This is a genomic window from Ruegeria sp. YTSC230, from assembly GCF_059609665.1.
In genome coordinates this window covers 227,285-251,508 of the sequence record NZ_JBXWMC010000006.1, presented here as the reverse complement: position 1 = coordinate 251,508, position 24,224 = coordinate 227,285, and the positions used below count along the sequence as shown (strand labels likewise).

Genomic DNA, 24,224 nt, shown 5'->3' with positions numbered 1-24,224 from the left:
TCGGGTGTGCGCCCCTGCCCTTTTGGGCAATGAGTTTTGACAATACCGGCAGCTTGAAGCTTCAGCGTCGCGTTCAGGCTGACTCTGGACCGCCATTGGTATCTTTAACTAAAATACAACCATCCAAAACACCTTTTTGGTATTTTTGATAATCCCAGCTATCTGCTTGATCTAATAATAGACAACTTTGAATGGATCAGGATGTGAATTCCACACCAGGCTATCAAAGGACAGGACGCCAAAACGCGCGTTGACGGGAGGACAGCCATGACCGATTCATCCATTGGGACGCCGGAGCAACTTCGGGATCCAAACTATTTTCCAGCCATTTATCGGGCCGTACCGCTGGGGATACAGCACGTGCTTGCAATGTTCGTGTCGAACGTTACTCCGGCGATTATCGTTGCCGGCGCGGCGGGTTTTGGTTTTGGTTCAAACAGCCCGGACTTTCCCGAGTTGCTGTATCTGATCCAGATGTCGATGCTTTTTGCTGGCGTTGCCACGCTGTTGCAAACGGTAACGCTTGGCCCGGTTGGCGCAGCGCTTCCGATCGTACAGGGCACATCCTTTGCCTTCATTCCGATCATGATCCCTCTGGTTGCCGGAAAAGGCGTGGACGGTCTTGCTGCCCTGTTTGGGGGCGTGATTATCGGTGGATTGTTTCACGCCCTGTTGGGCACGGTAATCGGCAGGATACGCTTTGCACTACCGCCCTTGGTCACCGGATTGGTTGTGACGATGATCGGTCTTGCGCTGGTGAAGGTCGGTATCGAATACGCGGCCGGAGGTGTCCCAGCCAAGGCTTCTGGTGCTGAAAGTTATGGCTCGTTGTCCAGCTGGACACCCGCGCTGATCGTTGTGTTTGTTACGCTGGGGCTGAAGTTCTTCGCGCGTGGCATGCTTTCCGTATCGGCCGTCCTGGTCGGTATTTTAGTGGGCTATGTTTATTGCTTGCTGGTAGGGAAACTACCGGTCGAAGTGATCTCAGGCTCGTGGGAACGCTCTGCAGCTTTTGCACTGCCGCAGCCTTTCAAATACGGCTTCGAGTTCTCGTTCGCCGCAGTAATCGGTTTCTGCCTCATGGCCTTTGTGTCCGCCGTCGAAACGGTCGGCGATGTCTCGGGGATCACCAAAGGTGGCGCAGGTCGTGAGGCGACCGACAAAGAGATTCAGGGCGCCACATATGCTGACGGTTTTGGCTCTGCCATTGCTGGTGTCTTTGGCGGCTTCCCGAACACCTCGTTCAGCCAGAATGTCGGTCTGATCGCAATGACCGGCGTCATGAGCCGCCACGTGGTCACCATTGGTGCCATTTTCCTGATTGTGTGCGGTCTGGTGCCCAAGGTCGGCGGGTTGATCCGAACGGTTCCGATCGAAGTGCTGGGCGGCGGTGTCATTGTCATGTTCGGCATGGTTGTCGCCGCAGGCGTATCCATGCTGTCGGATGTTGTATGGAACCGTCGCAACATGGTGATCTTTGCGGTTTCGCTTTCGATTGGTCTGGGGCTTCAACTCGAAGTCATGAACGTGGCACCCGGATCGGCAAATGCGCTGCAGCACCTGCCCGACACCCTACGGGTTCTGGGCGCGTCAGGCATCCTTCCAGCAGCGTTTATCGCTATTGTGCTTAACCTGATCCTGCCAGAGACACTCGCGGATGAGGCGACAGAAGAAGTCTCTGGGGGTATGGCCGGCCACGGGCGCGGCGCGTTGGTTAAGGACGATCACGTCTGAGCCAGAAACCATTGCTTGGGCCTGTTCACAAATGGATAGGCCCAAGCCGCAATTAATTTCGGCCACGAAACGCAAACTCAATCCCGTGCGTCATTCGCCTTGTAAACCGTAAACAGTTCTTTCGGTTCCGGCACTCCACGCAGCATATAGCGACCGACAGAGACCAGCTCTGACGCGGCAGGTCGTGCAGCCTTTGCCACATCGTCCGAGATCAGGATCCGTTGCCCCAGCGACCGGTGCATTCCGGCAATCCGCGCGGTCTGGTTGACGGTCGGGCCGATGACGGTGAAGTCCAGGCGGTTCTCAGAGCCGATATTGCCGTACAGAATCTCACCTGCATGCAGCGCCAGCGTATAGTTCGACACAGGCAGGCCATCGGCAGAACGTTGTGCGTTCAGTTTCGCCATCGATACCTCCAATTCGCCGACGGCAGCCAGTGCCGCACGCGCGTCCGCATCGATCTCGCCCACATCGAACATGGCCATTAGCCCGTCGCCCATGAACTTGAGGATGCTTCCATCGCATTTGTGGACCACGTCTATCGCAGCGGCCAGATACTCGTTTAGCATCTCAATAAGGGCATCACCCGGCAGCTCTTCGGACAGGCTGGTGAACCCCTCAAGGTCAAAGTTCCAGATCACTGCGTCGATTTGCTGAAGCGACCCGCGCCTGATCTCGCCGGACAAAACGCGCCGACCGGCATCGCGTCCCAAATAGACGCGCATCAGGTCCTTTGATATCCGCTGGTTGTTTGCAGATTTCAAAGCCAATCCGAGATGCGGTAGGGCTGTATTGATCAACGCCAGATCGCTATCCTTGAACCCCTCGGGCGCGTTTGACGTCCAGGACAACAATACACCGTTCACCGCCTTTTTGGCGTCCTTCGGCTGATTGTGAGTCGGAATGTCAAAGGACACACCCGTCGCGTAATATTCAGTGGCGCCATGTTCGCGCAGTTCATTCAGCAAGGGAAATCGGCTTGGTTCGTTCTGATCCACCAACCGTTCGTGCACAACGCTTTCGCCTTCGTTCAGAACAGCAAACAGAGGGCTAGCACGCCATTGATCGCTGGGTTGTTCAGAGTATTCGAACTTTTGATATTCCCCGCCCTTGCCGTAATACCAGCTATAGCCGGTTCCGCCATAAATCGGGTGCAGGGTCGATTGGGCCGCGTGAAATCGCATCAGCGGAACGCCCAGTTCCACCAGGCGATTGCAGTACTCTTCCAGCAGTTCTTCTTTTTCGACACCCTCAAGCCCGCGCGCCACCAGCCAGTTGATCAGATCGCTTGATTTTGCCGTATCGGCATCCAAGGTCGTCATGTTTTGTCCCATTTTTGTTCTGGGCTTCATCTGGGAATTGCGGCAGTAAATTACCAGTGGTCAATTCATATGCGCCAGACGCCGAAGCATTTTGCGCAAGAGTTCTGCTTCGTCCCGGGAAAACAGGCCGGCAAGCTTTGAATCATAGGCCTCGGCCACCAGACGCAAATCCCTGTAAACCGTCTGACCTGCGGATGTCAGCGTCAATTGTTCAACCCGGCGGTCGGATGTGTCGCGATTACGGGCTAAGTATCGGCGCTGTTCCAATTTCGAAACTGCACGGCTGACCTTGGTTTTGTGAATTTTGGCGCGCTCACCTATTTCTTTCGCAGTCATCTCGCCGTAATTTCCCAGATGAAACAAGACGCGCCATTCGGTGCGAAGCATTCCGTAACGGTCCTTATAGACCTGCTGAAACTCCAGCGAACTTTCTTCGGCTGCACGGTTCAGCAGGTACGGCAGGAATTCCTGCAGATCAAAGTCATCTTTTTTGGCAGATTTGTCCTGAGTCATGCTTGTTAGTTACAAAATCAACTATTACTCGACAAGCAGCAATTGGAGGAACACGGGATGAACCATCCGACGGATCCGCACAAAATGACGCAAGCCAGCACACCCGTTGGCACGCATGCGGGTTATATGCCCGGCTTTGGAAACGACTTTGAAACCGAGGCCCTTCCCGGCGCGCTGCCGCAGGGCATGAACAGCCCGCAGCGTTGCAATTACGGCCTTTATGGTGAACAGCTTAGCGGCACGGCCTTTACAGCCAATCCGCCCGAGCGCACGTGGTGCTATCGCATTCGCCCGTCGGTCAAGCATTCGCACCGTTATGAAAAAATCGAACTGCCACATTGGAAATCCGCGCCCTGCGTTGACCCGGACGTGATCAGCCTTGGCCAATACCGCTGGGACGCAGTGCCTCATTCCGATGAGGGGCTGACATGGCTCACCGGTATGCGCACCATGACAACGGCGGGGGATGTGAACACGCAGGTGGGCATGGCCAGCCACATCTATCTGGTCACCGACTCTATGGAGGATGACTATTTCTTCTCGGCCGATTCCGAGATGTTGGTGGTGCCACAGGAAGGTCGCCTGCGGTTCGCGACCGAACTCGGAATCATTGATCTGGAACCCAAGGAAATCGCCATTCTCCCCCGTGGCCTCGTGTACCGTGTCGAGGTGCTGGAAGGCCCGGCGCGCGGATTTGTCTGCGAGAACTACGGCCAGAAGTTCGAATTGCCCGGCCGCGGTCCAATTGGGGCCAATTGCATGGCCAACCCACGCGATTTCAAGGCTCCGGTGGCGGCGTTTGAAGACCGCGAAGTGCCTTCGACCGTGACGGTCAAATGGTGCGGGCAGTTCCATACCACAACGATCGGCCAAAGCCCGCTGGACGTGGTGGCGTGGCACGGGAACTACGCGCCCTACAAATATGACCTGCGCACCTACTGTCCGGTCGGTGCAATTCTATTCGACCATCCCGATCCGTCGATCTTTACTGTCCTCACCGCGCCCTCAGGGCAACCGGGCACGGCTAACATCGATTTTGTCCTGTTCCGCGAACGCTGGATGGTGGCCGAGGATACGTTCCGCCCGCCCTGGTATCACAAGAACATCATGTCCGAGTTGATGGGCAACATTTACGGCCAGTACGATGCCAAACCGCAGGGGTTTGTTCCGGGCGGCATGAGTCTGCACAACATGATGCTGCCGCATGGCCCGGATCGGGAAGCGTTTGAAAAAGCATCAAACGCGAACCTCGGGCCAGACAAGCTGGACAACACGATGTCCTTCATGTTCGAAACCCGTTTCCCGCAGCATCTGACACCATTTGCAGCCAACGAAGCCCCGTTGCAGGATGATTACATCGACTGCTGGACGTCGCTTGAGAAAAAGTTCGACGGCACGCCGGGCAAAAAGTGACACCCAAAAGAGGTTTGAATACATGCCATTAATGAAATCCTGGGTGGCCTCGGCCAATGAGGCTGATCACCCGTTTCCCCTGAACAACCTGCCATACGGCGTTTTCTCGACCGAAGGAGGTGATCCGCGGTGCGGCGTGGCGATTGGCGACATGATTCTGGACGTCACCGCAGCCGAGGCCGGGGGACTGATCGAACTGGCAGACGAGCCGCTCTTTGACCTGCCTTTCTGGAACCCGCTGATGGAGGAAGGTCCTGCCGTCTGGGCTGCATTGCGCAACCGCCTGACCGCCTTGTTGGCCGAAGGCGCAGAGGAACAGGCGCAGGTTGAACCGTTGCTTATTGCCCAGATCGACGCCGAAATGCACATGCCTTTTGCGGTCAGCGAATACACCGATTTCTATGCCGGACGTCACCACGCGCAAAACGTTGGCACCATGTTCCGCGGACCGGAAAATGCCCTTCCGCCGAACTGGTTGCATATCCCCATCGGGTATAACGGCCGGGCTTCTTCCGTTGTCGTGTCGGGCACCGATATCCGTCGGCCTTGGGGTCAGCTCAAGTCGCCCGATCATGACATGCCCGCTTTTCTGCCCAGCCGTCGTTTTGACATCGAGCTTGAGATGGGCGCGATTGTCGGTACACCCTCGGACGGACCCATCTCGGTTCAGGAGGCCGACGACAACATCTTTGGCTATGTTCTGCTGAACGATTGGTCCGCACGCGATATTCAGGCCTGGGAATATCAACCCTTGGGGCCGTTTCAAGCCAAAGCTACAGCCACTTCGATCAGCCCGTGGATTGTGACAAAGGCGGCGCTGGAACCCTTCCGCTGCGACACGCCTGCGCGTGAATTCGAGTTATTGGATCACATCAAGGACTGCGGTCCGATGCTGTATGACATTGATCTTGAGGTCACGATGGAGCCCGACGGCAAGGACGCCACAGTCATTGCTCGGACGAACTACAACGAAATGTACTACTCGGCCGCCCAACAACTGGCGCACCATTCGACCTCAGGCTGCCCGATGAACACGGGCGACCTGCTTGGGTCTGGCACGATTTCCGGTCCAACAAAGCCAGAGCGGGGCTCGCTGTTGGAACTCAGCTGGGGTGGAAAGGAACCGCTGACGCTGGATACCGGTGATACCCGCACTTTTATCGAGGACGGTGATACACTGACCCTGACAGGTGCTGCCAAGGGCAAAGGCTACACCATCGGGTTTGGCGACTGTGTCGGGACCCTGCTGCCCGCCCTTGAAAACCCATACGCCCATTAAGGAACTCATCATGGCTAAGGCATTCGCATCCCAGGGGGACATGTCCGAAAAGAAGATCTCTTTCACCGAGGTCGGCGAGGGCCTTTATGCCTTCACCGCCGAAGGCGATCCGAATTCAGGCGTCATCATCGGCGATGATAGCGTCATGATTGTCGAGGCGCAGGCGACCCCGCGCCTGGCCAACAAGGTGATCGAATGTGTGCGGTCCGTCACCGACAAACCGATCACCCACGTTGCGCTGACCCACTATCACGCGGTTCGCGTACTGGGTGCCAGTGCGTTTGGTGCGCAACAGGTCCTGATGTCGGACATGGCGCGCGCGATGGTCGTTGAACGCGGGCAAGAGGACTGGGACAGTGAGTTTCAGCGTTTCCCCCGCCTGTTCGAAGGCCATGAAAGCATCCCCGGCCTGACCTGGCCCACCACCACATTCAGTGACACAATGACGGTTTATCTGGGTAATCGTCGGGTCGATCTTATGCATTTGGGCCGCGCCCACACCGCAGGTGATATCGTCATTCACTTACCAGACCAGAATGTCATGTTCACCGGTGACATCGTCGAATACCACTCGGCCTGCTATTGCGGCGACGGGCATTTTAGCGATTGGGGTGATACGCTGGATGAAATCAAGTGGTTCGACGTTGATGCCATCGCACCGGGTCGCGGAGACGCTCTGGTCGGCAAGGACATGGTCAATGCAGCCATCGAAAACACACGCGACTTCGTCGAAAGCACCTATCGGCCCGCCGCAAAGGTTGCAGCCCGTGGCGGTTCTCTGAAAGAGGCATGGGACGCGGTGCGCGCCGAATGCGATCCGAAATTCGCGGATTACGCGATCTACGAACATTGCCTGCCCTTCAATGTCGCCCGCGCCTATGACGAAGCACGCGGTATCGACACGCCCCGTATCTGGACCGCCCAGCGCGACTTGGAGATGTGGGAGGCCCTGCAGGGCTGAAGAAGACGGGCAAACTTGATCCAGATCGTTTTGCACAGGGGAAATAGGTGGAATCATAGGGCAAGGCCTTCTGGCGCGCACGTGCCATAGGGCGGGATCTAGTGCGCCCACGGCGCCTGAGTATCGGGGGAGAGCCCATGAACAAGATTTTCGAAGTTCCACTCTATGCCTATCAACGCAGCCCGGATCAGGACACGGCAAGCTCGGTACGACACAAGGTTATCGTGATTGGTGCCGGTCCGGTTGGGTTGGCCGCAGCCATTGACCTGGCCCAGAAAGGGGTCCCTGTCGTCGTGCTGGACGACAATGACAAGGTTAGCTTTGGTAGCCGCGCGATCTGCTTTTCACAGCGCTCTCTGGAAATCGCCGACCGTCTGGGCGCCGGGGGTAAGTTGGTCGATAAAGGCGTGCTGTGGGATGCCGGCAAAGTCTTTTTTGACAACCGTCAGGTCTATGAGTTTCACCTGCAACCCGACGCGGGCTATGCGCACCCCGCCTTCATCAATCTGCAACAATACTATTTTGAAAAAGCGCTTGTTGAACGGGTACGGGAATTGCAGGCCGATGGCGCGCCGATTGAAATTCGCGGCCAGAACAAGGTCGAAGCCGTCGGTACGCACAACGATCACGTCAAGCTTGAAGTCGAAACTCCCGAAGGCCCCTATAACGTTGAGGCGGATTGGCTGATTGCCTGTGACGGTGCAAACTCGCCTACCCGTCGCATGCTCGGCCTGGATTTCGAAGGCCGCGTATTCGAAGACAACTTTCTGATCGCTGACGTGGTGATGCAGGCGGACTTCCCGACCGAACGCTGGTTCTGGTTCGACCCGCCGTTCAATCGCGGACAGTCTGCGCTACTGCACAAACAACCCGACAACGTGTGGCGGATCGACCTGCAACTGGGCAGGGACATCGACCCCGAGCAGGAAAAACAACCTGAAAACGTGATCCCCCGGCTCAAGGCGATGCTGGGCGAAGAGATCAATTTCGAACTTGAATGGGTCTCGATCTACACGTTCCAATGCCGTCGGATGGAGCGGTTCCGTCATGGTCGCGTTTTGTTTGCTGGCGACAGCGCTCATCAGGTCAGCCCCTTTGGCGCGCGCGGGGCCAACTCTGGTCTGCAGGACACAGACAACCTGTGCTGGAAACTAAAGATGGTTATAGACGGCGAAGCCCCCGAGCTTTTGCTGGAAAGCTATAACCGCGAACGGGTCGAAGCCGCGGATGAGAACATTCGCATGTCCACCCTATCGACGGAATTTATCACGCCCAAATCCGATATGTCGCGTCTTTTGCGGGATGCGGTTTTGGACCTCAGCGAGCACTACGCATTTGCGCGCCCGCTGGTCAATTCCGGCCGGTTGAGCACACCATGCGCATATTCCGGATCATCGCTAAGTTCTGCGGATGCTCTGACCGGGCCAGAGATCACGCGCCCCGGTTCCGCCTGCCCGGACGCGCCTTTGGGCGAGGAATTTCTGCTGCCCAAGTTGGCCGGGAAATTCACTTTGTTGACTATAGATGCGGACGCTCCTGACAGTCTAGAAGAAGGCGGCGTTACGGCCACGCGACTGGCTCTCTCGGTCAAGGATGACCTGACTTTGGAGTTGAAGCGCAGGTATCTGGGCGATGCCCCGGGTGCGGTTTATCTGATCCGACCTGACCAGCACGTCGCCGCGCGCCGCGACACGTTCGAAGAAAACGCATTCCGGCAGGCGATCCGCCGGGCAACAGGTAAGGAATAAGCGACATGACAGATCTGATCCTCACCCCAAATCTGGAAAATGCCGACGGTTTCTATGCCGATCTGGTTGCGGCGCATGATGGGCTGGACAAAGCCGACAGTGACGCCCTGAACGCACGTCTGGTTCTGGTCCTGGCCAATCACATTGGGAACGCAAATGTATTGTCTAGCGCCCTGAAAGCCGCCACGCTGAAGGACACCTGACGAACTGAGGAGATCGATGATGAGCGGCGTGGTGCTGTATGACTTTTGGCGGTCTTCGGCCAGTTACAGGGTGCGCATCGCGCTGAACCTGGCTGGGATCAGCTATCGCGGCGTGTCAATTGATCTGGCTGCGGGCGAACAAAGGTCCGACAACCACTTGGCGCGTAATCCACAGGGGCTGATCCCCGTGCTCGAGATTGACGGGCTGCGGTTGACGCAATCTCTGGCCATTATCGACTATCTTGACCAAACTCGCGGCCTTGGACTGTTGCCTCCAGAGCCGGCGGCCCGGGCACATGCGCTGGCTTTGGCGCAATCCATCGCGGTCGATGTGCATCCGGTCTGCAATTTGTCCGTCGCGCAGTATGCGGCCGCGCTGAGTGATGGTGCTGACGAGATGCCCGGCACCTGGATGCGCCATTTCATTCGCCCCGGCCTACTGGCTTTTGAGGCGCTTCTCGAGGGTTTTGAACAAGCGCCCTATTGCACCGGGGCCAAGCCCGGACTGGCCGATGTTTGCCTAGCCCCGCAAATGTATAATGCGCGCCGTTGGGACGTGGGTTTATCGGACTTGCCGCGCAGTTTAAACGCCGAGGCCGCTTGTGCCGAAAATCCCGCCTTTGCCGCAGCCCACCCAGATCTCCACGCACCCGATTGATCTGGCGCACAGAGCCTGTGTGACGGCGCAAGTGGCAATACCATTTGCAGCGCCGTACCTTGTTCGAAACGTATGCAAGAGGTCCCAATGTCAGAGATCACCGGCTATCACGCCCATGTCTATTACGACGCAAATACGCAAGCCATTGCCCGGCAGGTCTGTGAAGAGGTCGCCGGCCTGTTTCCTGTTCAGATGGGGCGCATGCATGCCAAAAATGTAGGCCCCCACCCGCGATGGAGCTGCCAGCTGGGCTTTGGCCCGGACGCGTTCGATCAAGTCATGCCTTGGCTGATGCTGAACCGACAGGGCCTGACCATCTTCACCCACCCCGAAACCGGAGATCACCTGGCGGACCACCGGGACCGGGCGATCTGGATGGGCGAAATGTTGGATCTTGACCTGTCGATCTTTGGCAAGGTGGGCGCTTAAGTCAGCGCCTTTGCCTGATCCCGCAACTTGAACTTTTGGATCTTGCCAGTCGAGGTCTTGGGCAAAGGTCCAAACACCACCGTTTTGGGGGCCTTGAAATGGGCCATGTTTTCCCGACAGAAGCCGATGATATCCGCGTCGCTCGCCTGTGCGTTTGGCTTTAGTTCAACGAACGCACAGGGTGTTTCACCCCACTTGTCGTCCGGGCGGGCGACCACGGCTGCCTCCATAACGGCCGGGTGTTTGTAAAGGATATCCTCAACCTCGACCGACGAAATATTCTCGCCACCTGAAATGATGATGTCCTTGGACCGGTCCTTGAGCGCGATGTAGCCGTCCGGATGCATCACCCCCAGATCACCCGAGGCAAACCATCCACCCCGGAACGCCTTATCTGTGGCTTCGGCGTTCTTGAGGTACCCTTTCATGACGACGTTGCCCTGCATGAAAATCTCACCCATCGTCTCGCCATCAGAGGGCACAGGTTCCAGCGTGTCCGAGTCGGCAACCATCAGCCCCGACAGAGCCGTATAGCGCACACCCTGACGGATCTTCAGCGCGGCGCGGTCTTCGGCCCCCTTGTCGTTCCACTCGTCTTTCCAGGCGCAGACAACCGACGGACCATAAGTCTCAGTCAATCCATAGACATGGGTAACCTCGACGCCCATGCTTTCCATACTTTCGATCACCGCGGCGGGCGGCGGCGCGCCAGCGGTCATCACCTTGATCTCATGATCGAAGTCCTTGAGGTGATCGGGCGCGTTGGCCAGCATGTTCAGCACGATCGGCGCGCCACAGAAGTGGGTCACCTTCTCATCCCGAAACGCCGCGTAAATCGGTTCGTCCCGCACGGCCCGCAGACAGACCGAAACACCCGCATTCGCGGCCATCGCCCAAGGAAAGCACCAGCCGTTGCAATGGAACATCGGCAGGGTCCACAGATAGACCGAGTGCTTTGGCATATTCCAGTCCAGCAGGTCCGACTGCGCGTTCAGCGCGGCCCCTCGGTGGTGATACACGACGCCCTTAGGATTGCCCGTCGTACCTGACGTGTAGTTCAGCGTGATCGCGTCCCACTCATCTGTGGGTAAGGACCAGTTGAATTCAGGGGCGCCCTCGTCCAGCAAGGCATCATAGGTCAGGCCGCCCAGCTTCTCACCACCGTCAAAGCTCGGGTCCTCGATATCGACGACCAGTACATCGTGATCCACCTGTTTCAGCGCCTCTTTGACCACGCCTGAGAACTCGGGATCGACCAGAAGGACTTTGGATTCCGCGTGGTTCAGTATGAAGGCAATGATCGGTGCGTCCAATCGAGTGTTGATGGCATTCAGAACAGCACCTGCCATCGGCACGCCAAAATGCGCCTCATACATTTCCGGAATGTTGGCCGCGATGATTGAAACCGTGTCGCCCACGCTGATTCCACGTGCGGACAATGCGCCTGCCAGCCGGCGGCAGCGGGCATAGGTTTCAGCCCATGTAAAGCGACGCGCGCCATAGACCACGGAAGGATAATCCGGGTAAATGTGCGCTGTTCGCTCGATAAAACTCAGCGGTGACAACGGCGTATAGTTTGCCCGGCATTTGTCCAAATGACGCTCATAGATGCTGGCTTGTGTCATTTGCTGACCCTCCCTCTGCGGTTCTGGCGAATTGAGCACAAAGTCGTTCCTCTGACAAACCCGTAATAATACGGCGTGGCCATGGACTGGATTTACGGGATGGTGCAATCTGGCCCTATCTCCGACAGAGCTTTCGCGGTGATCTGAGCCATCGAAAACACAAAGCCGGGACGGCCCTTTTCGCCGCCCGCGCCCCAGCCATTCTGAAAGGACATGTCATGGACGGCACGTTCAACGAAAACGATCTCTCGCACGTGGTCGAAGCCGACCGCGCCCATATCTGGCACCACCTGCTGCAGCATAAGCCATTGGAAAGCAACGATCCGAAGATCATTGTCGAAGGCAAAGGCATGCGTGTCTGGGACCAGAACGGCAAAGAGCATCTGGATGCCGTGTCCGGTGGCGTCTGGACCGTTAACGTCGGCTATGGCCGCGAATCGATCTGTAAGGCGGTTCACGACCAGCTGATGAAGCTGTGCTATTTCGCAAATACCGCAGGGTCTATCCCCGGTTCGATCTTTGCTGAAAAACTGATCAGCAAAATGCCGGGCATGAGCCGCGTTTATTACACCAACTCCGGTTCCGAAGCGAACGAGAAGGCGTTCAAGATGGTTCGCCAGATCGCGCACAAGCGCTATGGCGGCAAAAAAACCAAGATCCTGTACCGTGACCGCGACTATCACGGCTCGACCCTGGCAACCATGTCTGCTGGCGGCCAGGACGAGCGTACGGCGCAGTACGGTCCGTTCGCACCAGACTTTGTCCGCGTTCCGCATTGCATGGAATACCGCAAGCACGAGCTGGGCTTGGAAGACCTGTCCGGCGAGGCATTCGGCAAAGCCGCGGCAGACGCCATCGAAGAGGTGATCCTGCGCGAAGGCCCCGAAACCGTTGGTGCGCTGTGCCTTGAGCCTGTGACCGCCGGTGGTGGCGTCATCGAAGCGCCCGAAGGTTACTGGGAACGCGTGCAGGAAATCTGCAAAAAGTACGACATCCTGCTGCATATTGACGAAGTTGTCTGCGGCGTCGGCCGTACCGGCACCTGGTTCGGTTATCAGCAATACGGGATCAAGCCGGACTTCGTGACCATGGCCAAAGGCGTTGCCTCGGGCTATGCGGCGATTGCCGTGATGGTCACCACCGAGGAAGTCTTTGACATGTTCAAAGACGACATGTCGGACCCGCTGAGCTATTTCCGCGACATCTCGACTTTTGGTGGCTGCACCGCCGGTCCAGCTGCGGCAATCGAAAACATGCGCATCATCGAAGACGAGAACCTGCTGCAGAACTGCATTGATATGGGCGACCGGATGTTGGGCAACCTGCAAGCGCTGATGGAAAAGCATGAAGTCATCGGCGACGTACGCGGCAAGGGTCTGTTCCTGGGTGCCGAACTGGTTTCCGACCGGGCCACCAAAGAGCCCATGGACGAGAAAAAGGTTCAGGCGGTTGTTGCCGACTGTATGGCGCAGGGCGTCATCATCGGGGCCACCAACCGCTCGATCCCAAGCCGCAACAACACGCTGTGCTTCTCGCCCGCGCTGATTGCAACGGCAGACGACATCGACCAGATCACTGACGCGGTCGACGGCGCACTGGGTCGTGTATTCGGCTGAACCTAACTAAAAATATCTGCCACCACCCATGCAATCACGGCAGATGAACTTAGACCGGCGCGTCCACCGCGCCGGTTTTTTTGTGTTTACACACGCGGGTTTGTCAAATGCGCCAACTCAAGTACCCTGTGGTTATCACACCCCATGCAGGAGACGTGTCCAATGGTACTCAAGCTCATCCGAAGCCTCGCCGCCGTGGCCATCCTTGCGGTCGCCACCCCTTCCAGTGCTGATGAAGGCAGCGGCTTTCCCCAGATCGTCGGCACCTGGCACGGCACCTATCTGGTGGCCTTCGCCAAATCTAACCCAAACCACGGGAAAGGCCTGCTGAAAACCGAGATGGAGCTGGAGATCACCAAACTGGACGGCAACCTGATCACCGCCACCAATCGCTGGCGGCGCATCGGGGACAAAGATTGGATCGTCGAAGAAGCAATGGGCACCTTCAGCCTGGACGATCCCACCCGCTTTGTTCTGGCTGAGGCCGGGATTTCGGGCGACGATGTGTCAGCCGGGATATTCAACGGAGTCTATCTGGATGACGTGATCATGGTCACCTATGCCGGGCCGGGAACGGGCGTGTCCTTTGCGGCGCAGTTGGTGAAGAAGAACGAAGATAAGTAGTGTTTATCGTGTCTTAATTGGGCCGTGATATTTCGACTTCTTGAAAGCGGAATGTACCGGTCCCAAAAGCTGCCAGACCAATGCCTGTACCGCCATCCGAGTTGCGGGAGCTTGCCGCCCTTTTCGAAAAGGGAACCTGGATAACCTTTGTGCCATTGGCAAAAAACAAGACATGCGCACCGCGCACCTGAAAACTAAGTTGATTTGGGCCATCCGTTTTGATCGCCTCATGCTTTGCACTATGCACAGTCCGTAGTTGGCGGCCGTCTTTTTTGAGGACATGAAAACGCCCCTGCCCATCAACAGTGAACGCCAGATAAAGGCCTGACTTACCACTGCCAACAAGAATACCCGCGCCACCATGCGCGTCGTTCTGACTTTCAACAACTGCAGAAATCAGAAGGTTCTGAGTTGCTTCAACGGATTCCGCGTCTGGAAACTTGGCCCAGGCGATATCGTTGTAATGAAGGCTTTGTGGGTTCTTTCGGTTCTCCAGCACAAGATCGCCATCAGAGACATAGATCACCCACTGCGATTTCGTCGGATTAAAGAAAATCTGACCGCCCAACATCAGAGATTGATCCTCTCCATCAAAGGATTCGTTGATGGTGGCAGGTGCAACGGCATCAATTTCCTGAACCTGTGATTTTCCCTCCGTGGAAAAACTGACGAACACCGTCGAAACCGCGAAGGCAATCTTTGCTAACTCTTTGATAAAGGCCATTTGTCTAAATCCCAAACTCAACCATTAAGGGTTATTTTGGAAACCTTGCATCTATAAACTGTTTTGGCCAGACCGGTTTCCCTTACCTCGGTTTTTTTGAACTGCCTCGAACTAATTCTTTTTCAATCAAAAAAAGGCCGCCCCAAACGGGACGGCCCTTCATTCACTGTCTCTGCTAAGAGAGGATCAGGCAGCCAGAGCGGCCTGAGCTTTGGCGACGATCGTGCCGAACGCTTCCGGTTCGTGCACGGCCAGGTCGGCCAGAACTTTACGATCCACTTCGATACCGGCCAGGGTCAGGCCGTTGATGAAGCGGGAATATGTCAGTGCTTCGTCATGCGAACGGACAGCAGCGTTGATACGCTGGATCCACAGCGCGCGGAAGTTGCGCTTGCGGTTTTTACGGTCGCGGGTTGCATACTGGTTCGCCTTGTCGACGGCCTGACGGGCAACCTTGAAGGTGCTCTTGCGGCGGCCATAGTAACCTTTGGCGGCCTTGATAACCTTCTTGTGACGGGCGTGAGTTACGGTTCCACCTTTAACGCGGGACATCTCTTAATCTCCTCTTAGCGGTCGTAGGGCATGTAGCCCTTGACGATCTTGGCGTCGGGGGCGGACAGGGTGGTGTTGCCACGGGCGTCGCGGATGAATTTCTTGGTCCGCTTGATCATGCCGTGACGTTTGCCGGCCTGGCCAGCAAGGACCTTACCGGTCGCAGTCACCTTAAAGCGCTTTTTGGCGCTCGACTTTGTCTTCATCTTAGGCATTTCCGTCTCCTTTCGGGGTTCGGTTTCAGACGCGACTCGGCATGCCATCTCGGCCGGTCACGCGATCAGAAGCGCCGTTTACGCAAGTTCGACCATACTGGCAAGGGGGTTTGGACCAGAATCTGCGCTTTTTGCAGCCTGATCAGGCACCGGGGCGACAAAGGCCGCCCCGGTGGTTTGATTTAGTGTTCGAATTTGCGGATTTCGCCAGTCTTCAGTCGGCTCGCATAGCTGGCCAGTTCTTCACGCACCACCTTCATCAGGAAGTAGAGCGCAAACACGTTCACGACCGCCATCGCAAAGATTGCCGCATCCGAGAAGTCGATGACAGGGCCAAGATTGGCCGCCGCGCCGATAACAACGAAGATGCAGAAGATGACCTTGAACACCAGCTCCTTGGCATGGCCTTCCCCGAACAGATAAGTCCAGGCCTTGAGGCCATAGTAGGACCAGCTGATCATGGTTGAGAAGGCAAACAAGACCACCGCAATCGCCAGTACATATGGGAACCAGCTGAAGGCACTTCCAAAGGCCGCCGAGGTCAGGCTGACGCCCGAGTTGCCATCAACAGTCGCAATGGCATTACCCGCTTCGTTCAGCATGTAATTGCCGGTTTCCGGATCGACGATCAGCTGCTGGGTGATGATGATCACCAGCGCAGTCATCGTACAGATCACAACCGTGTCGATGAACGGCTCAAGCAACGAGACGAACCCTTCGGTGATCGGCTCTTTGGTCCGAACCGCCGAGTGTGCGATCGCTGCAGAACCCACGCCCGCTTCGTTCGAGAACGCAGCACGACGGAAGCCTTGGATCAGCGCCCCGACCATACCACCTGCAACGCCGAGGCCGGTGAAGGCACCTGCGAAAATCTGGCCGAACGCCCAGCCGATTTGATCAGCATTCATGATGATGATCACCAACGCAGCAGCCACATACAGGATGCCCATGAATGGAACGACCTTTTCGGTCACCCGTGCGATGGACTTCAGTCCACCCACAATGACAAGGAACACGATGATTGCAAAGACAACCCCTGTGATCCATCCGGGATAGTCGCCCGTGATACCCGCGATCTGTTGATGCGCCTGATTGGCCTGGAACATATTGCCCCCGCCCAGCGCGCCCAGAATACAGAAGATCGAGAACAGGACGGCCAGAATTCTGCCTCCAGGCAAGCCAAGCTCGTCAAAGCCCTTGGACATATAATACATCGGGCCACCGGAAACGGTGCCATCCTCGTATTCGTTGCGGTATTTCACGCCCAACGTACATTCGGTGAATTTCGACGCCATGCCCAGAAGGCCCGCGACAATCATCCAGAAGGTGGCACCCGGTCCGCCAATGCCGACAGCAACCGCCACACCGGCGATGTTTCCTAGGCCAACCGTACCCGACAGCGCCGTGGCCAGAGCCTGAAAGTGGCTGACCTCACCCGCATCGTTGGGGTCGGAGTAGTCACCTTTGACAAGGCTGATCGCATGGCCAAAGAACCTGAGCTGTACAAAGGCAAAGTACAGCGTAAAGACAGTCGCCGCGACGACCAACCAACCCACGATCCACGGGAAACTGGTTCCCGGGAACGGAGCAAAGATAAAGCTGACAAATGGCCCGGTGAAATCGGCAAATGCCTGATTGATCTTGTCGTCCAGTCCAGGCGCGTCTTGCGCCATTGCCGGTGCGGCGATCAAGGCGGCAATTACAGCCAGCCAGAGATGTTTCAACATAGTCATTCTCATCCCTCCCGTCAGTTCACAACAGTGACTGGCACATCGGCGTGCATGACCAGATTTTGAGTCGAGCTGCCAAACAAGCGTTTCTTGAACCCATCGGCCGAGGCGCGCCCGACGATGATCTGCGAACCGCCATTCTCGACGGTGATTGCGTTCAGAGTTTCAGCCACGTCGCCATGACGCACGATGCCCTGCACTGTGTAACCATCTGCGGTCAGGGCTTCGACAGCCGGGGTAACAATCCGGTTCGTCGCAAGTTCGATTTCTTCTTCTCGCCGCTTGTGCCGCAATGCGTTCTCTTCAGGGGTCTGAAAAGTAAATGGGGACCATTCGATGACATAAACAACCAGCAATTCACACGTACCAATTCGGCCAGCCAGATCTTTGGCAAAGGCGATGGCGTGTTCTCCGGTTTCTGTCCCGTCCAGTCCAATGACAATTTTCGTTGTCATAACGTTCCTCCAATAATTTTGGTTATGCCGGGACCCGTGCCCCCGGCAGGGCAGCCGGAACCTGGAACTTATTAAGTGGACCGCCCATGCGCCCGAGTATCCCGGAAAAACCCTCAAAAACAGAGAGTTATCTTCCAAACACATCCGTTATTTCGGCATGTCGTTGAAATTTATATACTTTTTCCGCCTAAAATTTAGGCGTATCGGTTTGATACCAGCTTTTCAAGGCCCTGCATCGCAACTGTCACCCGGGATCAGTGTTGTAGATCAGCCGTTCATCGCAAGGCGCGATACGCAAAATATTGGTCGTTCCCGGGACGTTGAAAGGCACACCGGCAGTCACCACGATCTGATCGGCTTCGGATGCGAACCCACCGGCACGGGCCGCACGGGCCGCGTTGACGACAGCGCCTTTGAACCGCTCCAGCTCGGGCGTCATCACGCAATGACAGCCCCAGCTCAGACACAGACGCCGCGCGGTTCCCGTGGCAGGCGTCATTGCGATGATCGGAACGCCGGGACGTTCGCGGGCGGTCAGCAGCGCGGTGGTGCCGCTTTGGGTAAAACAGCAAATCGCCTTGATATCTGTTTTTTCTGCAATCTCGCGCGCGGCGGCAACGATACCATCGGCAATAGTGGTCCCCTTTGCCGTCCGGGACGCTGCGATAATCTGCGTGTAGGTCGGGTCCGCTTCGACCTCGATCGCAACCTTGTTCATGGTTTGCACGGCCTCGATTGGGTACGTACCCGCAGCGGATTCCGCGCTGAGCATGATCGCATCCGTGCCTTCGTAGATTGCTGTCGCCACGTCCGAAACTTCGGCCCGGGTTGGCATCGGGCTTTCGATCATGCTTTCCAGCATCTGAGTGGCCACGATCACGGGCTTAGCCGCCCCACGGCATTTGCGTACCAGTCGTTTCTGGATCGGGGGCACCGCCGACACCGGAAGCTCGACACCCAGATCGCCGCGCGCGACCATGATCCCGTCAGAGGCATCCAGAATGTCGTCGAATGCCTCGACCGCTGCAGGTTTTTCGATTTTGGACAGGATAGACGCACGCCCATCTGCCAGCGCGCGGGCCTCAAACACGTCCTTAGCACGTTGCACAAAGCTGAGCGCCAGCCAGTCCACGCCCAGTTGGCAGACAAATTCCAGATCGTCACGGTCCTTGGCCGACAAGGCGGCCAAAGGCAGCACCACATCAGGAACGTTCACACCTTTGCGGTTTGAGATCGTACCGCCGACCTCAACGGTGCAATTGGCAAAATCCTGGCCACAGTCCTGCACGGTCAGACGGATTTTGCCGTCGTTGACCAGAAGCCGCGCACCCTGCTCCAACGCGGCAAAAATCTCGGGATGCGGCAGACAAACGCGGTTGATATCTCCAGGCGCAGGGTCCAGATCCAGACGGAAGGCCGCGCCTTCTTCAAGTTCTTCTGCGTCGTTGGCGAACACCCCGACACGCAACTTGGGTCCTTGAAGGTCGGCCAGAATTGCGATTGGCCTGTCCAGGTCTTTTTCAATCTGTCGGATGATCCGGTGGCGTTCGCGGATCTCATCATGGCTGCCGTGGCTCATATTCAGGCGGAAGACGTCTGCGCCTGCCTCGTACAGCGCGCGGATCATGTCATAGTCATTTGACGCCGGTCCCAGCGTCGCCACGATTTTCACATTTCTCAGGCGTCGCATTGGTCTGGCTCTCCTACCGTCTTCTCTTGATTCTGCGCAAATGTTACCGCAAACATTACTCCGCCTGCTTATTGCGCAATTCCCTTTTCAAAGCAACTGCCCTAAACCTGCGACAAACTAGATGACAGGCTTATGACGTATTCCCCGTTTTTTATCCACGGCGCGGATCGGCCCTCGCGTTGGCTGATCACATGCGACCACGCATCCAACTTGGTTCCGCCCGACATCCACGGTGGCGACCTTGGCCTGCCTCGTGAAGATATGGAACGCCACATCGCTTATGATGTAGGTGCCTACGAGGTGTCAAAGCATCTGGGTGAGCTTTTGAATGCGCCCGTGATCGCAGCCAATTTTTCCCGCCTCGTGATTGATCCGAACCGCGGCGAGGATGATCCGACCTTGTTGATGAAGCTTTATGACGGGTCGATCATTCCCGGCAACCGGCACGCTGATGCGGCAGAACGAGAGCGGCGTTTGAACATGTGCTATCGCCCGTATCATGACGCGCTGGCGCAGATGGCCGCGTTGCCGCATGCAGTGATCGTGTCGATGCACTCGTTCACGCGGCAATTAAGGGGTCGTGATCCCCGCCCGTGGCATATTGGGGTTTTGCATACTCCGGACGAACGTTTCTCGGGCCCGTTGATCAGCCGTCTAGAGGCCGAGGGTGACCTTTGCGTCGGCGTTAATGAACCCTATACCGGCGTGCTGCCCGGTGATGCCATTGACAAACACTGTACCAGTTTTGGCCGCCCCAACGCACTGATCGAGCTGCGCAATGATCTGATTGCCGAACACGCGGGACAGCGGGAATGGGCCGAGCGGCTAGCCCCCATCCTGCAGGACGCGCTGGACCAAAGCGGCTTGTGACAAAAGCCCTCACTTCATTGTGAGAGCCAACCCCAGACCCCATATTATAGGGGTAAAGGAGGCCACTATGACCCAGGAGTTTCTGACGTCCGTCTTTGGCTGGATGGCCGTGCTCAACATCGCGGTTCTGCTGTTCACCACAATGATGATCTTGCTGTTGCAGGACTGGATCGCTGGCATTCACGGCAAAATGTTCCAGATGGAACGCCCCGCAGTGAAACGGGCTTACTTCCGGTACCTAGCAAATTATAAGATCCTGACGCTGATCTTCTGCATCACCCCATGGCTGGCTTTGAAACTGGCCTGATACGCTGATTGTTGAATCATCGCCCCCGGGCCGCTAGGTCACATACAGCACGCATTCCTGTAATCCGGAGCCAGACCATGGACAAGCAAACCGAAATCGAACTTCAGGCCGCCGCATTCCGTCGCTTGCAACAGCATCTGATGGAGGACCGCACTGATGTGCAAAACATCGATATGATGAATCTCGCCGGGTTCTGCCGCAACTGCCTGTCGCGGTGGTATCAGGAAGCAGCCAACGAAAAAGGTATTCAGATGGGCAAGGACGAAGCCCGTCAAATTTTCTACGGCATGACCATGGATGAGTGGAAAGCCAAATACCAGACGGACGCCAGCGCGGAAAAACAGGCCGCCTTCAAAGTCGCGTTCGAAGAGAATGTAACGAACAAGGGCTGACGCCCAAAACGAAAGAGGCCCGCCAATCTGGCGGGCCTTATCTTTAGATTGCGACCTTGCGGCTTTCGTCCAAATAGATTTCCCGCAAACGCTTGGCGATTGGTCCCGGTGTACCGTCGCCCAGCGCAACCCCGTCAATCTCAACCACGGGCATGACAAACGCGCTGGCCGAAGTGGTGAAAGCCTCATCCGCTTCCTTCGCCTCATCAATGGTGAACAGGCGTTCTTCGACTTCCATCTGTGCCTCGGCCGCCATGCGTAGCACGGCCTTGCGGGTGATGCCGTGTAGAATGTCGTTCGACAGTGGGCGGGTGACGATCTTGCCGTCCTTGACGTAGTAGGCGTTGTTGCTGGTGCCTTCAGTCACATAACCGTCCTCAATCAACCACGCATCGTCACAGCCAGCCTTCTTGGCCATCATCTTACCCATCGATGGGTACAGCAGCTGAACGGTCTTGATGTCCCGGCGGCCCCAGCGGATGTCTTCGATCGAGATGATCTTGGCACCCTTCTTGGCGGCTGGGCTATCGGCCAGACCAGGCTTGTTCTGGGTGAAAAGCACGAGGCTGGGCTTGGTATCTTCGGACGGGAAAACAAAGTCCCGATCGCCATCCGATCCACGGCTGACCTGCAGGTAGACAAGCCCTTCTTCGATGCCGTTCAGTTCCACCAGCTTGCGGTGAATTTCAAGCAGCTCATCCTTGGTGCAGGGCTCAGCCATCTCCAGCTCATCCAGAGACCGCTTCAGACGCACGGCGTGACCTTCGAAATCGATCAGCTTGCCATCCAGAACGCTGGTGACTTCGTAAACGGCGTCTGCGAACAGAAAACCACGGTCAAAGATGGACACCTTGGCCTCGGTCTCGGGCAGGTATTCGCCATTTACAAAAACGGTGCGGGTCATGTCTTGTCTCCTCAGCCCCAGAGGTCCGCTTTGGGCGGGTGCACTCCGGCATCATCAAAAATCAGCGGGTTGTCGCGGTCTTCGGCCAGCAGAAGCGGGCCGTCAAGGTCTGTCACCATCACACCTTGTGCCAACAGTGTCGCAGGTGCCATAGCCAGAGAGCTGCCAACCATGCAGCCGACCATCACGCGATAGCCTTCAGCCAGCGCCTGCTGGCGCAGGGCCAGCGCCTCGGTCAGGCCGCCCGTTTTATCCAGTTTGATGTTGACCACATCGTACTTGCCCTTGAGGCCCTGAAGGCTTGTGCGATCATGACAGGACTCATCAGCACACACTGGCACGGGGCGCTCCATTCCAATCAGGGCGTCATCTTCCCCGGCGGGCAAAGGCTGCTCGACCAGGGCTACACCCAAACGCACCAGATGCGGGGCAAGGTCGGCGTAAACCGCAGCTGACCAGCCTTCGTTGGCGTCCACGATGATCGTGGCATCTGGTGCACCTGAGCGCACAGCCTCCAGCCGGGGCATGTCATCCGGTGTGCCCAATTTGATCTTCAGCAAGGGCCGATGCGCATTGGCTGCGGCCTGCGCCTGCATTTTTTTCGGCGTGTCCAGCGACAGCGTATACGCTGTGATTTCTGGCCCCGGAACCGGCAGCCCGGCCAGATCCCAGGCCCGCTTTCCTGCGCGCTTGGCCTCAAGGTCCCAAAGGGCGCAATCAACCGCATTCCGCGCCGCCCCGGCAGGTAAAAAGTCCATTAGGCTGTCGCGGGTAAACTCGGCAGGCAAAGCTGCGATCTCGGCCTCGACCGAGTCCAGCGTTTCATCATACCTGGCATAGGGCACGCATTCGCCCCACCCCTGATGGGTACCGTCAGAAATCCGAACCGTCAGCACCTTGGCCTCGGTCCGAGACCCGCGCGAGATCGTAAAGACCTGCGCCAGCCGAAACACGTCACGAGAGACTTCTACCTGCACGCGCCAGCTCCTTCATCTTTTTCAAAATACTTTCGCCGAAGGCGGACAAGCCCGCCTCCGACGCGCCGCTTAGATCACAGTGCGGCCAGCGCATCCACCAGCTTGCCCGAACCAAAGCGGAACGGGTCAGTCGCGGGCAGGCCCATATCGGCCTCAACCTTGGCCAGATATGCGGTGGCGTCATCTTCGAACATGTGCTGCGTGTTGACCGAAATACCAACGACCTGGCAATCCGGGTTGGCAACCTTGGCCAGACCCAATGCCGTGTCGCGCAGCGCTTCCAGGGTCGGCAACTGATAGGTCGGCAGACCACGCATATGGTCGCGGGTCGGCTCGTGGCTCAGGATCAGCGCATCCGGCTGGCCGCCGTGGATCAGCGCCATGGTCACACCGGAATAAGACACGTGGAACAGCGACCCCTGCCCTTCGATCAGATCCCAGTGATCGTCATCGTTGTCAGGCGTCAGCCATTCGACCGAACCGGCCATGAAATCGGCAATGACCGCATCCAGCGGCACACCGTCCCCGGTGATCAGAATGCCTGTCTGACCGGTTGCGCGGAAGGTCGACTTCATGCCGCGCTCGCGCATCTCGGCATCCATCGCCATCGCCGTGTACATTTTGCCGACAGAGCAATCGGTGCCAACAGCCAGACAGCGCTTGCCCTTGCGCTTGATGCCGTTTGCAATCGGGTATTCCACCGAAGGTACGCGAACATCGTGCAGCTTGCGGCCGGTGGCTTCAGCAACAGCCACCAGATCGGGTTCGTCGCATAGCAGGTTGTGCAGACCAGAGGCCAGGTCAAAGCCTTCCTCCAACGCCATGACCAGAACCTTTTTCCATTCCTGGCTGATCACGCCACCACGGTTGGCAACGCCGATAACCAGCGTCTTGGCGCCGGCTTCTTTCGCCTCGGTCAGGGACATGTCGGTCAGGCCCAGATCGGCCTTGCAACCTTCCATACGGTACTGGCCAACGGCATTCTCAGGACGCCAGTCCTTGATGCCGATTGCAACTTTGGCCGCCAATTGGTCGGGCGCATCGCCCAAAAACAGCAGGTACGGTGTCTCGATCATTGCGGTTTACTCCTTTGATTCTGGCGCAATCTAGGGGACGATTTCCACGAGTGTTTCGCGTTTTCGTCTGACAACGCCCCGTCAGGTGGGAAATTTTTGCGCCTTCTTCCTAAATGGCGCACTAATCTTTCAAGCTTCCAAAGCGATTAAACTTTAATCACTGTTTTGACCCTGTATTGCGGCAATTGCTGCGATTGCATTGCCGCA

General features: G+C 57.0%; 26 protein-coding genes. 13 read left to right on the top strand and 13 right to left on the bottom strand.

Annotated features, from left to right (window positions below):
• Nucleotides 1–267: 267 nt before the first annotated feature.
• On the top strand, nt 268–1,734 hold the full coding sequence (locus AC2FD9_RS13990; RefSeq protein ID WP_108861328.1) for a uracil-xanthine permease family protein: 1,467 nt from the start codon (nt 268–270) through the stop codon (nt 1,732–1,734).
• A 77-nt stretch (nt 1,735–1,811) separates the two neighbouring features.
• Here the strand turns inward: AC2FD9_RS13990 and AC2FD9_RS13985 are convergent, their stop codons facing one another.
• Entirely contained in the window at nt 1,812–3,056 is a 1,245-nt protein-coding gene (locus AC2FD9_RS13985; protein WP_282169941.1) for an adenylate/guanylate cyclase domain-containing protein, read from the bottom strand.
• A 60-nt stretch (nt 3,057–3,116) separates the two neighbouring features.
• Nucleotides 3,117–3,569 carry a MarR family winged helix-turn-helix transcriptional regulator gene (locus tag AC2FD9_RS13980; RefSeq protein WP_108861329.1) on the bottom strand — a complete coding sequence of 151 codons (453 nt, stop codon included), beginning with the start codon at nt 3,567–3,569 and terminating at the stop codon, nt 3,117–3,119.
• Nucleotides 3,570–3,626: 57 nt separating this feature from the next.
• On the opposite strand from AC2FD9_RS13980, the gene hmgA reads away from it, so the two are divergent.
• The 7 genes from hmgA (at nt 3,627) to AC2FD9_RS13945 (ending at nt 10,260) form a co-directional block, all read left to right on the top strand.
• Complete coding sequence (gene hmgA / locus AC2FD9_RS13975) at nt 3,627–4,982, top strand: homogentisate 1,2-dioxygenase (protein WP_496837441.1); 1,356 nt, start codon at nt 3,627–3,629, stop codon at nt 4,980–4,982.
• 22 nt (nt 4,983–5,004) lie between these two features.
• Nucleotides 5,005–6,261, top strand: a complete 1,257-nt coding sequence (fahA, locus tag AC2FD9_RS13970) for a fumarylacetoacetase (RefSeq protein WP_496837439.1) — start codon at nt 5,005–5,007, stop codon at nt 6,259–6,261.
• A 10-nt stretch (nt 6,262–6,271) separates the two neighbouring features.
• Nucleotides 6,272–7,222: an MBL fold metallo-hydrolase gene (locus AC2FD9_RS13965; RefSeq protein ID WP_496837438.1), complete on the top strand. Its 951-nt coding sequence runs from the start codon at nt 6,272–6,274 to the stop codon at nt 7,220–7,222.
• 137 nt (nt 7,223–7,359) lie between these two features.
• Nucleotides 7,360–8,970 (top strand): FAD-dependent oxidoreductase, encoded by a 1,611-nt coding sequence (locus AC2FD9_RS13960; RefSeq protein WP_108861333.1) that lies wholly within the window; start codon nt 7,360–7,362, stop codon nt 8,968–8,970.
• A 5-nt stretch (nt 8,971–8,975) separates the two neighbouring features.
• Nucleotides 8,976–9,173 carry a DUF2783 domain-containing protein gene (locus AC2FD9_RS13955; protein WP_496837435.1) on the top strand — a complete coding sequence of 66 codons (198 nt, stop codon included), beginning with the start codon at nt 8,976–8,978 and terminating at the stop codon, nt 9,171–9,173.
• Nucleotides 9,174–9,192: 19 nt separating this feature from the next.
• A complete protein-coding gene (gene maiA / locus AC2FD9_RS13950; RefSeq protein ID WP_496837434.1) occupies nt 9,193–9,831 on the top strand; it encodes a maleylacetoacetate isomerase in 639 nt (212 codons plus the stop codon).
• A gap of 87 nt (nt 9,832–9,918) precedes the next feature.
• Nucleotides 9,919–10,260, top strand: a complete 342-nt coding sequence (locus tag AC2FD9_RS13945; protein ID WP_496837432.1) for a DOPA 4,5-dioxygenase family protein — start codon at nt 9,919–9,921, stop codon at nt 10,258–10,260.
• Here AC2FD9_RS13945 and AC2FD9_RS13940 read toward each other — a convergent pair.
• Both AC2FD9_RS13940 and AC2FD9_RS13935 read right to left on the bottom strand, forming a co-directional pair.
• A complete protein-coding gene (locus AC2FD9_RS13940; protein ID WP_496837430.1) occupies nt 10,257–11,885 on the bottom strand; it encodes an acyl-CoA synthetase in 1,629 nt (542 codons plus the stop codon). The two genes, AC2FD9_RS13945 and AC2FD9_RS13940, sit on opposite strands and share 4 nt — an antisense overlap.
• 92 nt (nt 11,886–11,977) lie before the next feature.
• Entirely contained in the window at nt 11,978–12,100 is a 123-nt protein-coding gene (locus AC2FD9_RS13935; protein ID WP_267885466.1) for a hypothetical protein, read from the bottom strand.
• A gap of 3 nt (nt 12,101–12,103) precedes the next feature.
• On the opposite strand from AC2FD9_RS13935, the gene AC2FD9_RS13930 reads away from it, so the two are divergent.
• Nucleotides 12,104–13,501, top strand: coding sequence for an aminotransferase family protein (locus AC2FD9_RS13930; protein WP_496837428.1), 1,398 nt, complete (start codon nt 12,104–12,106; stop codon nt 13,499–13,501).
• A gap of 162 nt (nt 13,502–13,663) precedes the next feature.
• Nucleotides 13,664–14,125 carry a hypothetical protein gene (locus tag AC2FD9_RS13925; protein WP_496837426.1) on the top strand — a complete coding sequence of 154 codons (462 nt, stop codon included), beginning with the start codon at nt 13,664–13,666 and terminating at the stop codon, nt 14,123–14,125.
• A 13-nt stretch (nt 14,126–14,138) separates the two neighbouring features.
• On the opposite strand, the gene AC2FD9_RS13920 is transcribed toward AC2FD9_RS13925, so the two are convergent.
• The 6 genes from AC2FD9_RS13920 to pyk all read right to left on the bottom strand — a co-directional run bounded on the left by AC2FD9_RS13920 (nt 14,139) and on the right by pyk (nt 19,491).
• Entirely contained in the window at nt 14,139–14,849 is a 711-nt protein-coding gene (locus AC2FD9_RS13920; RefSeq protein WP_496837424.1) for a hypothetical protein, read from the bottom strand.
• Nucleotides 14,850–15,035: 186 nt separating this feature from the next.
• Nucleotides 15,036–15,401 carry a 50S ribosomal protein L20 gene (rplT, locus tag AC2FD9_RS13915; protein ID WP_058273348.1) on the bottom strand — a complete coding sequence of 122 codons (366 nt, stop codon included), beginning with the start codon at nt 15,399–15,401 and terminating at the stop codon, nt 15,036–15,038.
• 14 nt (nt 15,402–15,415) lie between these two features.
• Nucleotides 15,416–15,616, bottom strand: a complete 201-nt coding sequence (gene rpmI / locus AC2FD9_RS13910; RefSeq protein ID WP_010443552.1) for a 50S ribosomal protein L35 — start codon at nt 15,614–15,616, stop codon at nt 15,416–15,418.
• A gap of 182 nt (nt 15,617–15,798) precedes the next feature.
• Nucleotides 15,799–17,349 (bottom strand): alanine/glycine:cation symporter family protein, encoded by a 1,551-nt coding sequence (locus AC2FD9_RS13905; protein WP_496837422.1) that lies wholly within the window; start codon nt 17,347–17,349, stop codon nt 15,799–15,801.
• Between the two features lie 14 nt (nt 17,350–17,363).
• The gene (locus AC2FD9_RS13900) at nt 17,364–17,801 is read right to left on the bottom strand and encodes a universal stress protein (RefSeq protein ID WP_058279007.1); all 438 of its coding nucleotides are present in this window, start codon (nt 17,799–17,801) and stop codon (nt 17,364–17,366) included.
• A 244-nt stretch (nt 17,802–18,045) separates the two neighbouring features.
• Nucleotides 18,046–19,491: a pyruvate kinase gene (gene pyk / locus AC2FD9_RS13895; RefSeq protein WP_058273351.1), complete on the bottom strand. Its 1,446-nt coding sequence runs from the start codon at nt 19,489–19,491 to the stop codon at nt 18,046–18,048.
• A gap of 132 nt (nt 19,492–19,623) precedes the next feature.
• Between pyk and AC2FD9_RS13890 the strand changes: the two genes are divergently transcribed.
• From AC2FD9_RS13890 to AC2FD9_RS13880, 3 genes are all read left to right on the top strand, one after another.
• Entirely contained in the window at nt 19,624–20,361 is a 738-nt protein-coding gene (locus tag AC2FD9_RS13890; RefSeq protein ID WP_496837419.1) for an N-formylglutamate amidohydrolase, read from the top strand.
• Between the two features lie 67 nt (nt 20,362–20,428).
• Complete coding sequence (locus AC2FD9_RS13885; RefSeq protein ID WP_058273353.1) at nt 20,429–20,668, top strand: DUF6868 family protein; 240 nt, start codon at nt 20,429–20,431, stop codon at nt 20,666–20,668.
• Nucleotides 20,669–20,745: 77 nt separating this feature from the next.
• Nucleotides 20,746–21,060: a DUF1244 domain-containing protein gene (locus tag AC2FD9_RS13880; protein ID WP_282120799.1), complete on the top strand. Its 315-nt coding sequence runs from the start codon at nt 20,746–20,748 to the stop codon at nt 21,058–21,060.
• Between the two features lie 43 nt (nt 21,061–21,103).
• On the opposite strand, the gene AC2FD9_RS13875 is transcribed toward AC2FD9_RS13880, so the two are convergent.
• From AC2FD9_RS13875 to dgcN, 3 genes are all read right to left on the bottom strand, one after another.
• Nucleotides 21,104–21,964, bottom strand: coding sequence for a D-amino-acid transaminase (locus AC2FD9_RS13875; protein ID WP_109312218.1), 861 nt, complete (start codon nt 21,962–21,964; stop codon nt 21,104–21,106).
• An 11-nt stretch (nt 21,965–21,975) separates the two neighbouring features.
• Nucleotides 21,976–22,941 carry an N-acetyl-D-Glu racemase DgcA gene (gene dgcA, locus AC2FD9_RS13870; protein WP_109312217.1) on the bottom strand — a complete coding sequence of 322 codons (966 nt, stop codon included), beginning with the start codon at nt 22,939–22,941 and terminating at the stop codon, nt 21,976–21,978.
• A 74-nt stretch (nt 22,942–23,015) separates the two neighbouring features.
• Entirely contained in the window at nt 23,016–24,017 is a 1,002-nt protein-coding gene (gene dgcN, locus AC2FD9_RS13865) for an N-acetyltransferase DgcN (RefSeq protein WP_496837416.1), read from the bottom strand.
• Between the last annotated feature and the right edge of the window lie 207 nt (nt 24,018–24,224).

Excerpts from the sequence above, each read along its gene's own strand:
- AC2FD9_RS13990 (WP_108861328.1), top strand. The coding sequence starts at position 268 with ATGACCGATTCATCCATTGGGACGCCGGAGCAACTTCGGGATCCAAAC.
- AC2FD9_RS13985 (WP_282169941.1), bottom strand. The coding sequence starts at position 3,056 with ATGACGACCTTGGATGCCGATACGGCAAAATCAAGCGATCTGATCAAC.
- AC2FD9_RS13980 (WP_108861329.1), bottom strand. The coding sequence starts at position 3,569 with ATGACTCAGGACAAATCTGCCAAAAAAGATGACTTTGATCTGCAGGAA.
- hmgA (WP_496837441.1), top strand. The coding sequence starts at position 3,627 with ATGAACCATCCGACGGATCCGCACAAAATGACGCAAGCCAGCACACCC.
- fahA (WP_496837439.1), top strand. The coding sequence starts at position 5,005 with ATGCCATTAATGAAATCCTGGGTGGCCTCGGCCAATGAGGCTGATCAC.
- AC2FD9_RS13965 (WP_496837438.1), top strand. The coding sequence starts at position 6,272 with ATGGCTAAGGCATTCGCATCCCAGGGGGACATGTCCGAAAAGAAGATC.
- AC2FD9_RS13960 (WP_108861333.1), top strand. The coding sequence starts at position 7,360 with ATGAACAAGATTTTCGAAGTTCCACTCTATGCCTATCAACGCAGCCCG.
- AC2FD9_RS13955 (WP_496837435.1), top strand. The coding sequence starts at position 8,976 with ATGACAGATCTGATCCTCACCCCAAATCTGGAAAATGCCGACGGTTTC.
- maiA (WP_496837434.1), top strand. The coding sequence starts at position 9,193 with ATGAGCGGCGTGGTGCTGTATGACTTTTGGCGGTCTTCGGCCAGTTAC.
- AC2FD9_RS13945 (WP_496837432.1), top strand. The coding sequence starts at position 9,919 with ATGTCAGAGATCACCGGCTATCACGCCCATGTCTATTACGACGCAAAT.
- AC2FD9_RS13940 (WP_496837430.1), bottom strand. The coding sequence starts at position 11,885 with ATGACACAAGCCAGCATCTATGAGCGTCATTTGGACAAATGCCGGGCA.
- AC2FD9_RS13935 (WP_267885466.1), bottom strand. The coding sequence starts at position 12,100 with ATGTCCTTTCAGAATGGCTGGGGCGCGGGCGGCGAAAAGGGCCGTCCC.
- AC2FD9_RS13930 (WP_496837428.1), top strand. The coding sequence starts at position 12,104 with ATGGACGGCACGTTCAACGAAAACGATCTCTCGCACGTGGTCGAAGCC.
- AC2FD9_RS13925 (WP_496837426.1), top strand. The coding sequence starts at position 13,664 with ATGGTACTCAAGCTCATCCGAAGCCTCGCCGCCGTGGCCATCCTTGCG.
- AC2FD9_RS13920 (WP_496837424.1), bottom strand. The coding sequence starts at position 14,849 with ATGGCCTTTATCAAAGAGTTAGCAAAGATTGCCTTCGCGGTTTCGACG.
- rplT (WP_058273348.1), bottom strand. The coding sequence starts at position 15,401 with ATGTCCCGCGTTAAAGGTGGAACCGTAACTCACGCCCGTCACAAGAAG.
- rpmI (WP_010443552.1), bottom strand. The coding sequence starts at position 15,616 with ATGCCTAAGATGAAGACAAAGTCGAGCGCCAAAAAGCGCTTTAAGGTG.
- AC2FD9_RS13905 (WP_496837422.1), bottom strand. The coding sequence starts at position 17,349 with ATGACTATGTTGAAACATCTCTGGCTGGCTGTAATTGCCGCCTTGATC.
- AC2FD9_RS13900 (WP_058279007.1), bottom strand. The coding sequence starts at position 17,801 with ATGACAACGAAAATTGTCATTGGACTGGACGGGACAGAAACCGGAGAA.
- pyk (WP_058273351.1), bottom strand. The coding sequence starts at position 19,491 with ATGCGACGCCTGAGAAATGTGAAAATCGTGGCGACGCTGGGACCGGCG.
- AC2FD9_RS13890 (WP_496837419.1), top strand. The coding sequence starts at position 19,624 with ATGACGTATTCCCCGTTTTTTATCCACGGCGCGGATCGGCCCTCGCGT.
- AC2FD9_RS13885 (WP_058273353.1), top strand. The coding sequence starts at position 20,429 with ATGACCCAGGAGTTTCTGACGTCCGTCTTTGGCTGGATGGCCGTGCTC.
- AC2FD9_RS13880 (WP_282120799.1), top strand. The coding sequence starts at position 20,746 with ATGGACAAGCAAACCGAAATCGAACTTCAGGCCGCCGCATTCCGTCGC.
- AC2FD9_RS13875 (WP_109312218.1), bottom strand. The coding sequence starts at position 21,964 with ATGACCCGCACCGTTTTTGTAAATGGCGAATACCTGCCCGAGACCGAG.
- dgcN (WP_496837416.1), bottom strand. The coding sequence starts at position 24,017 with ATGATCGAGACACCGTACCTGCTGTTTTTGGGCGATGCGCCCGACCAA.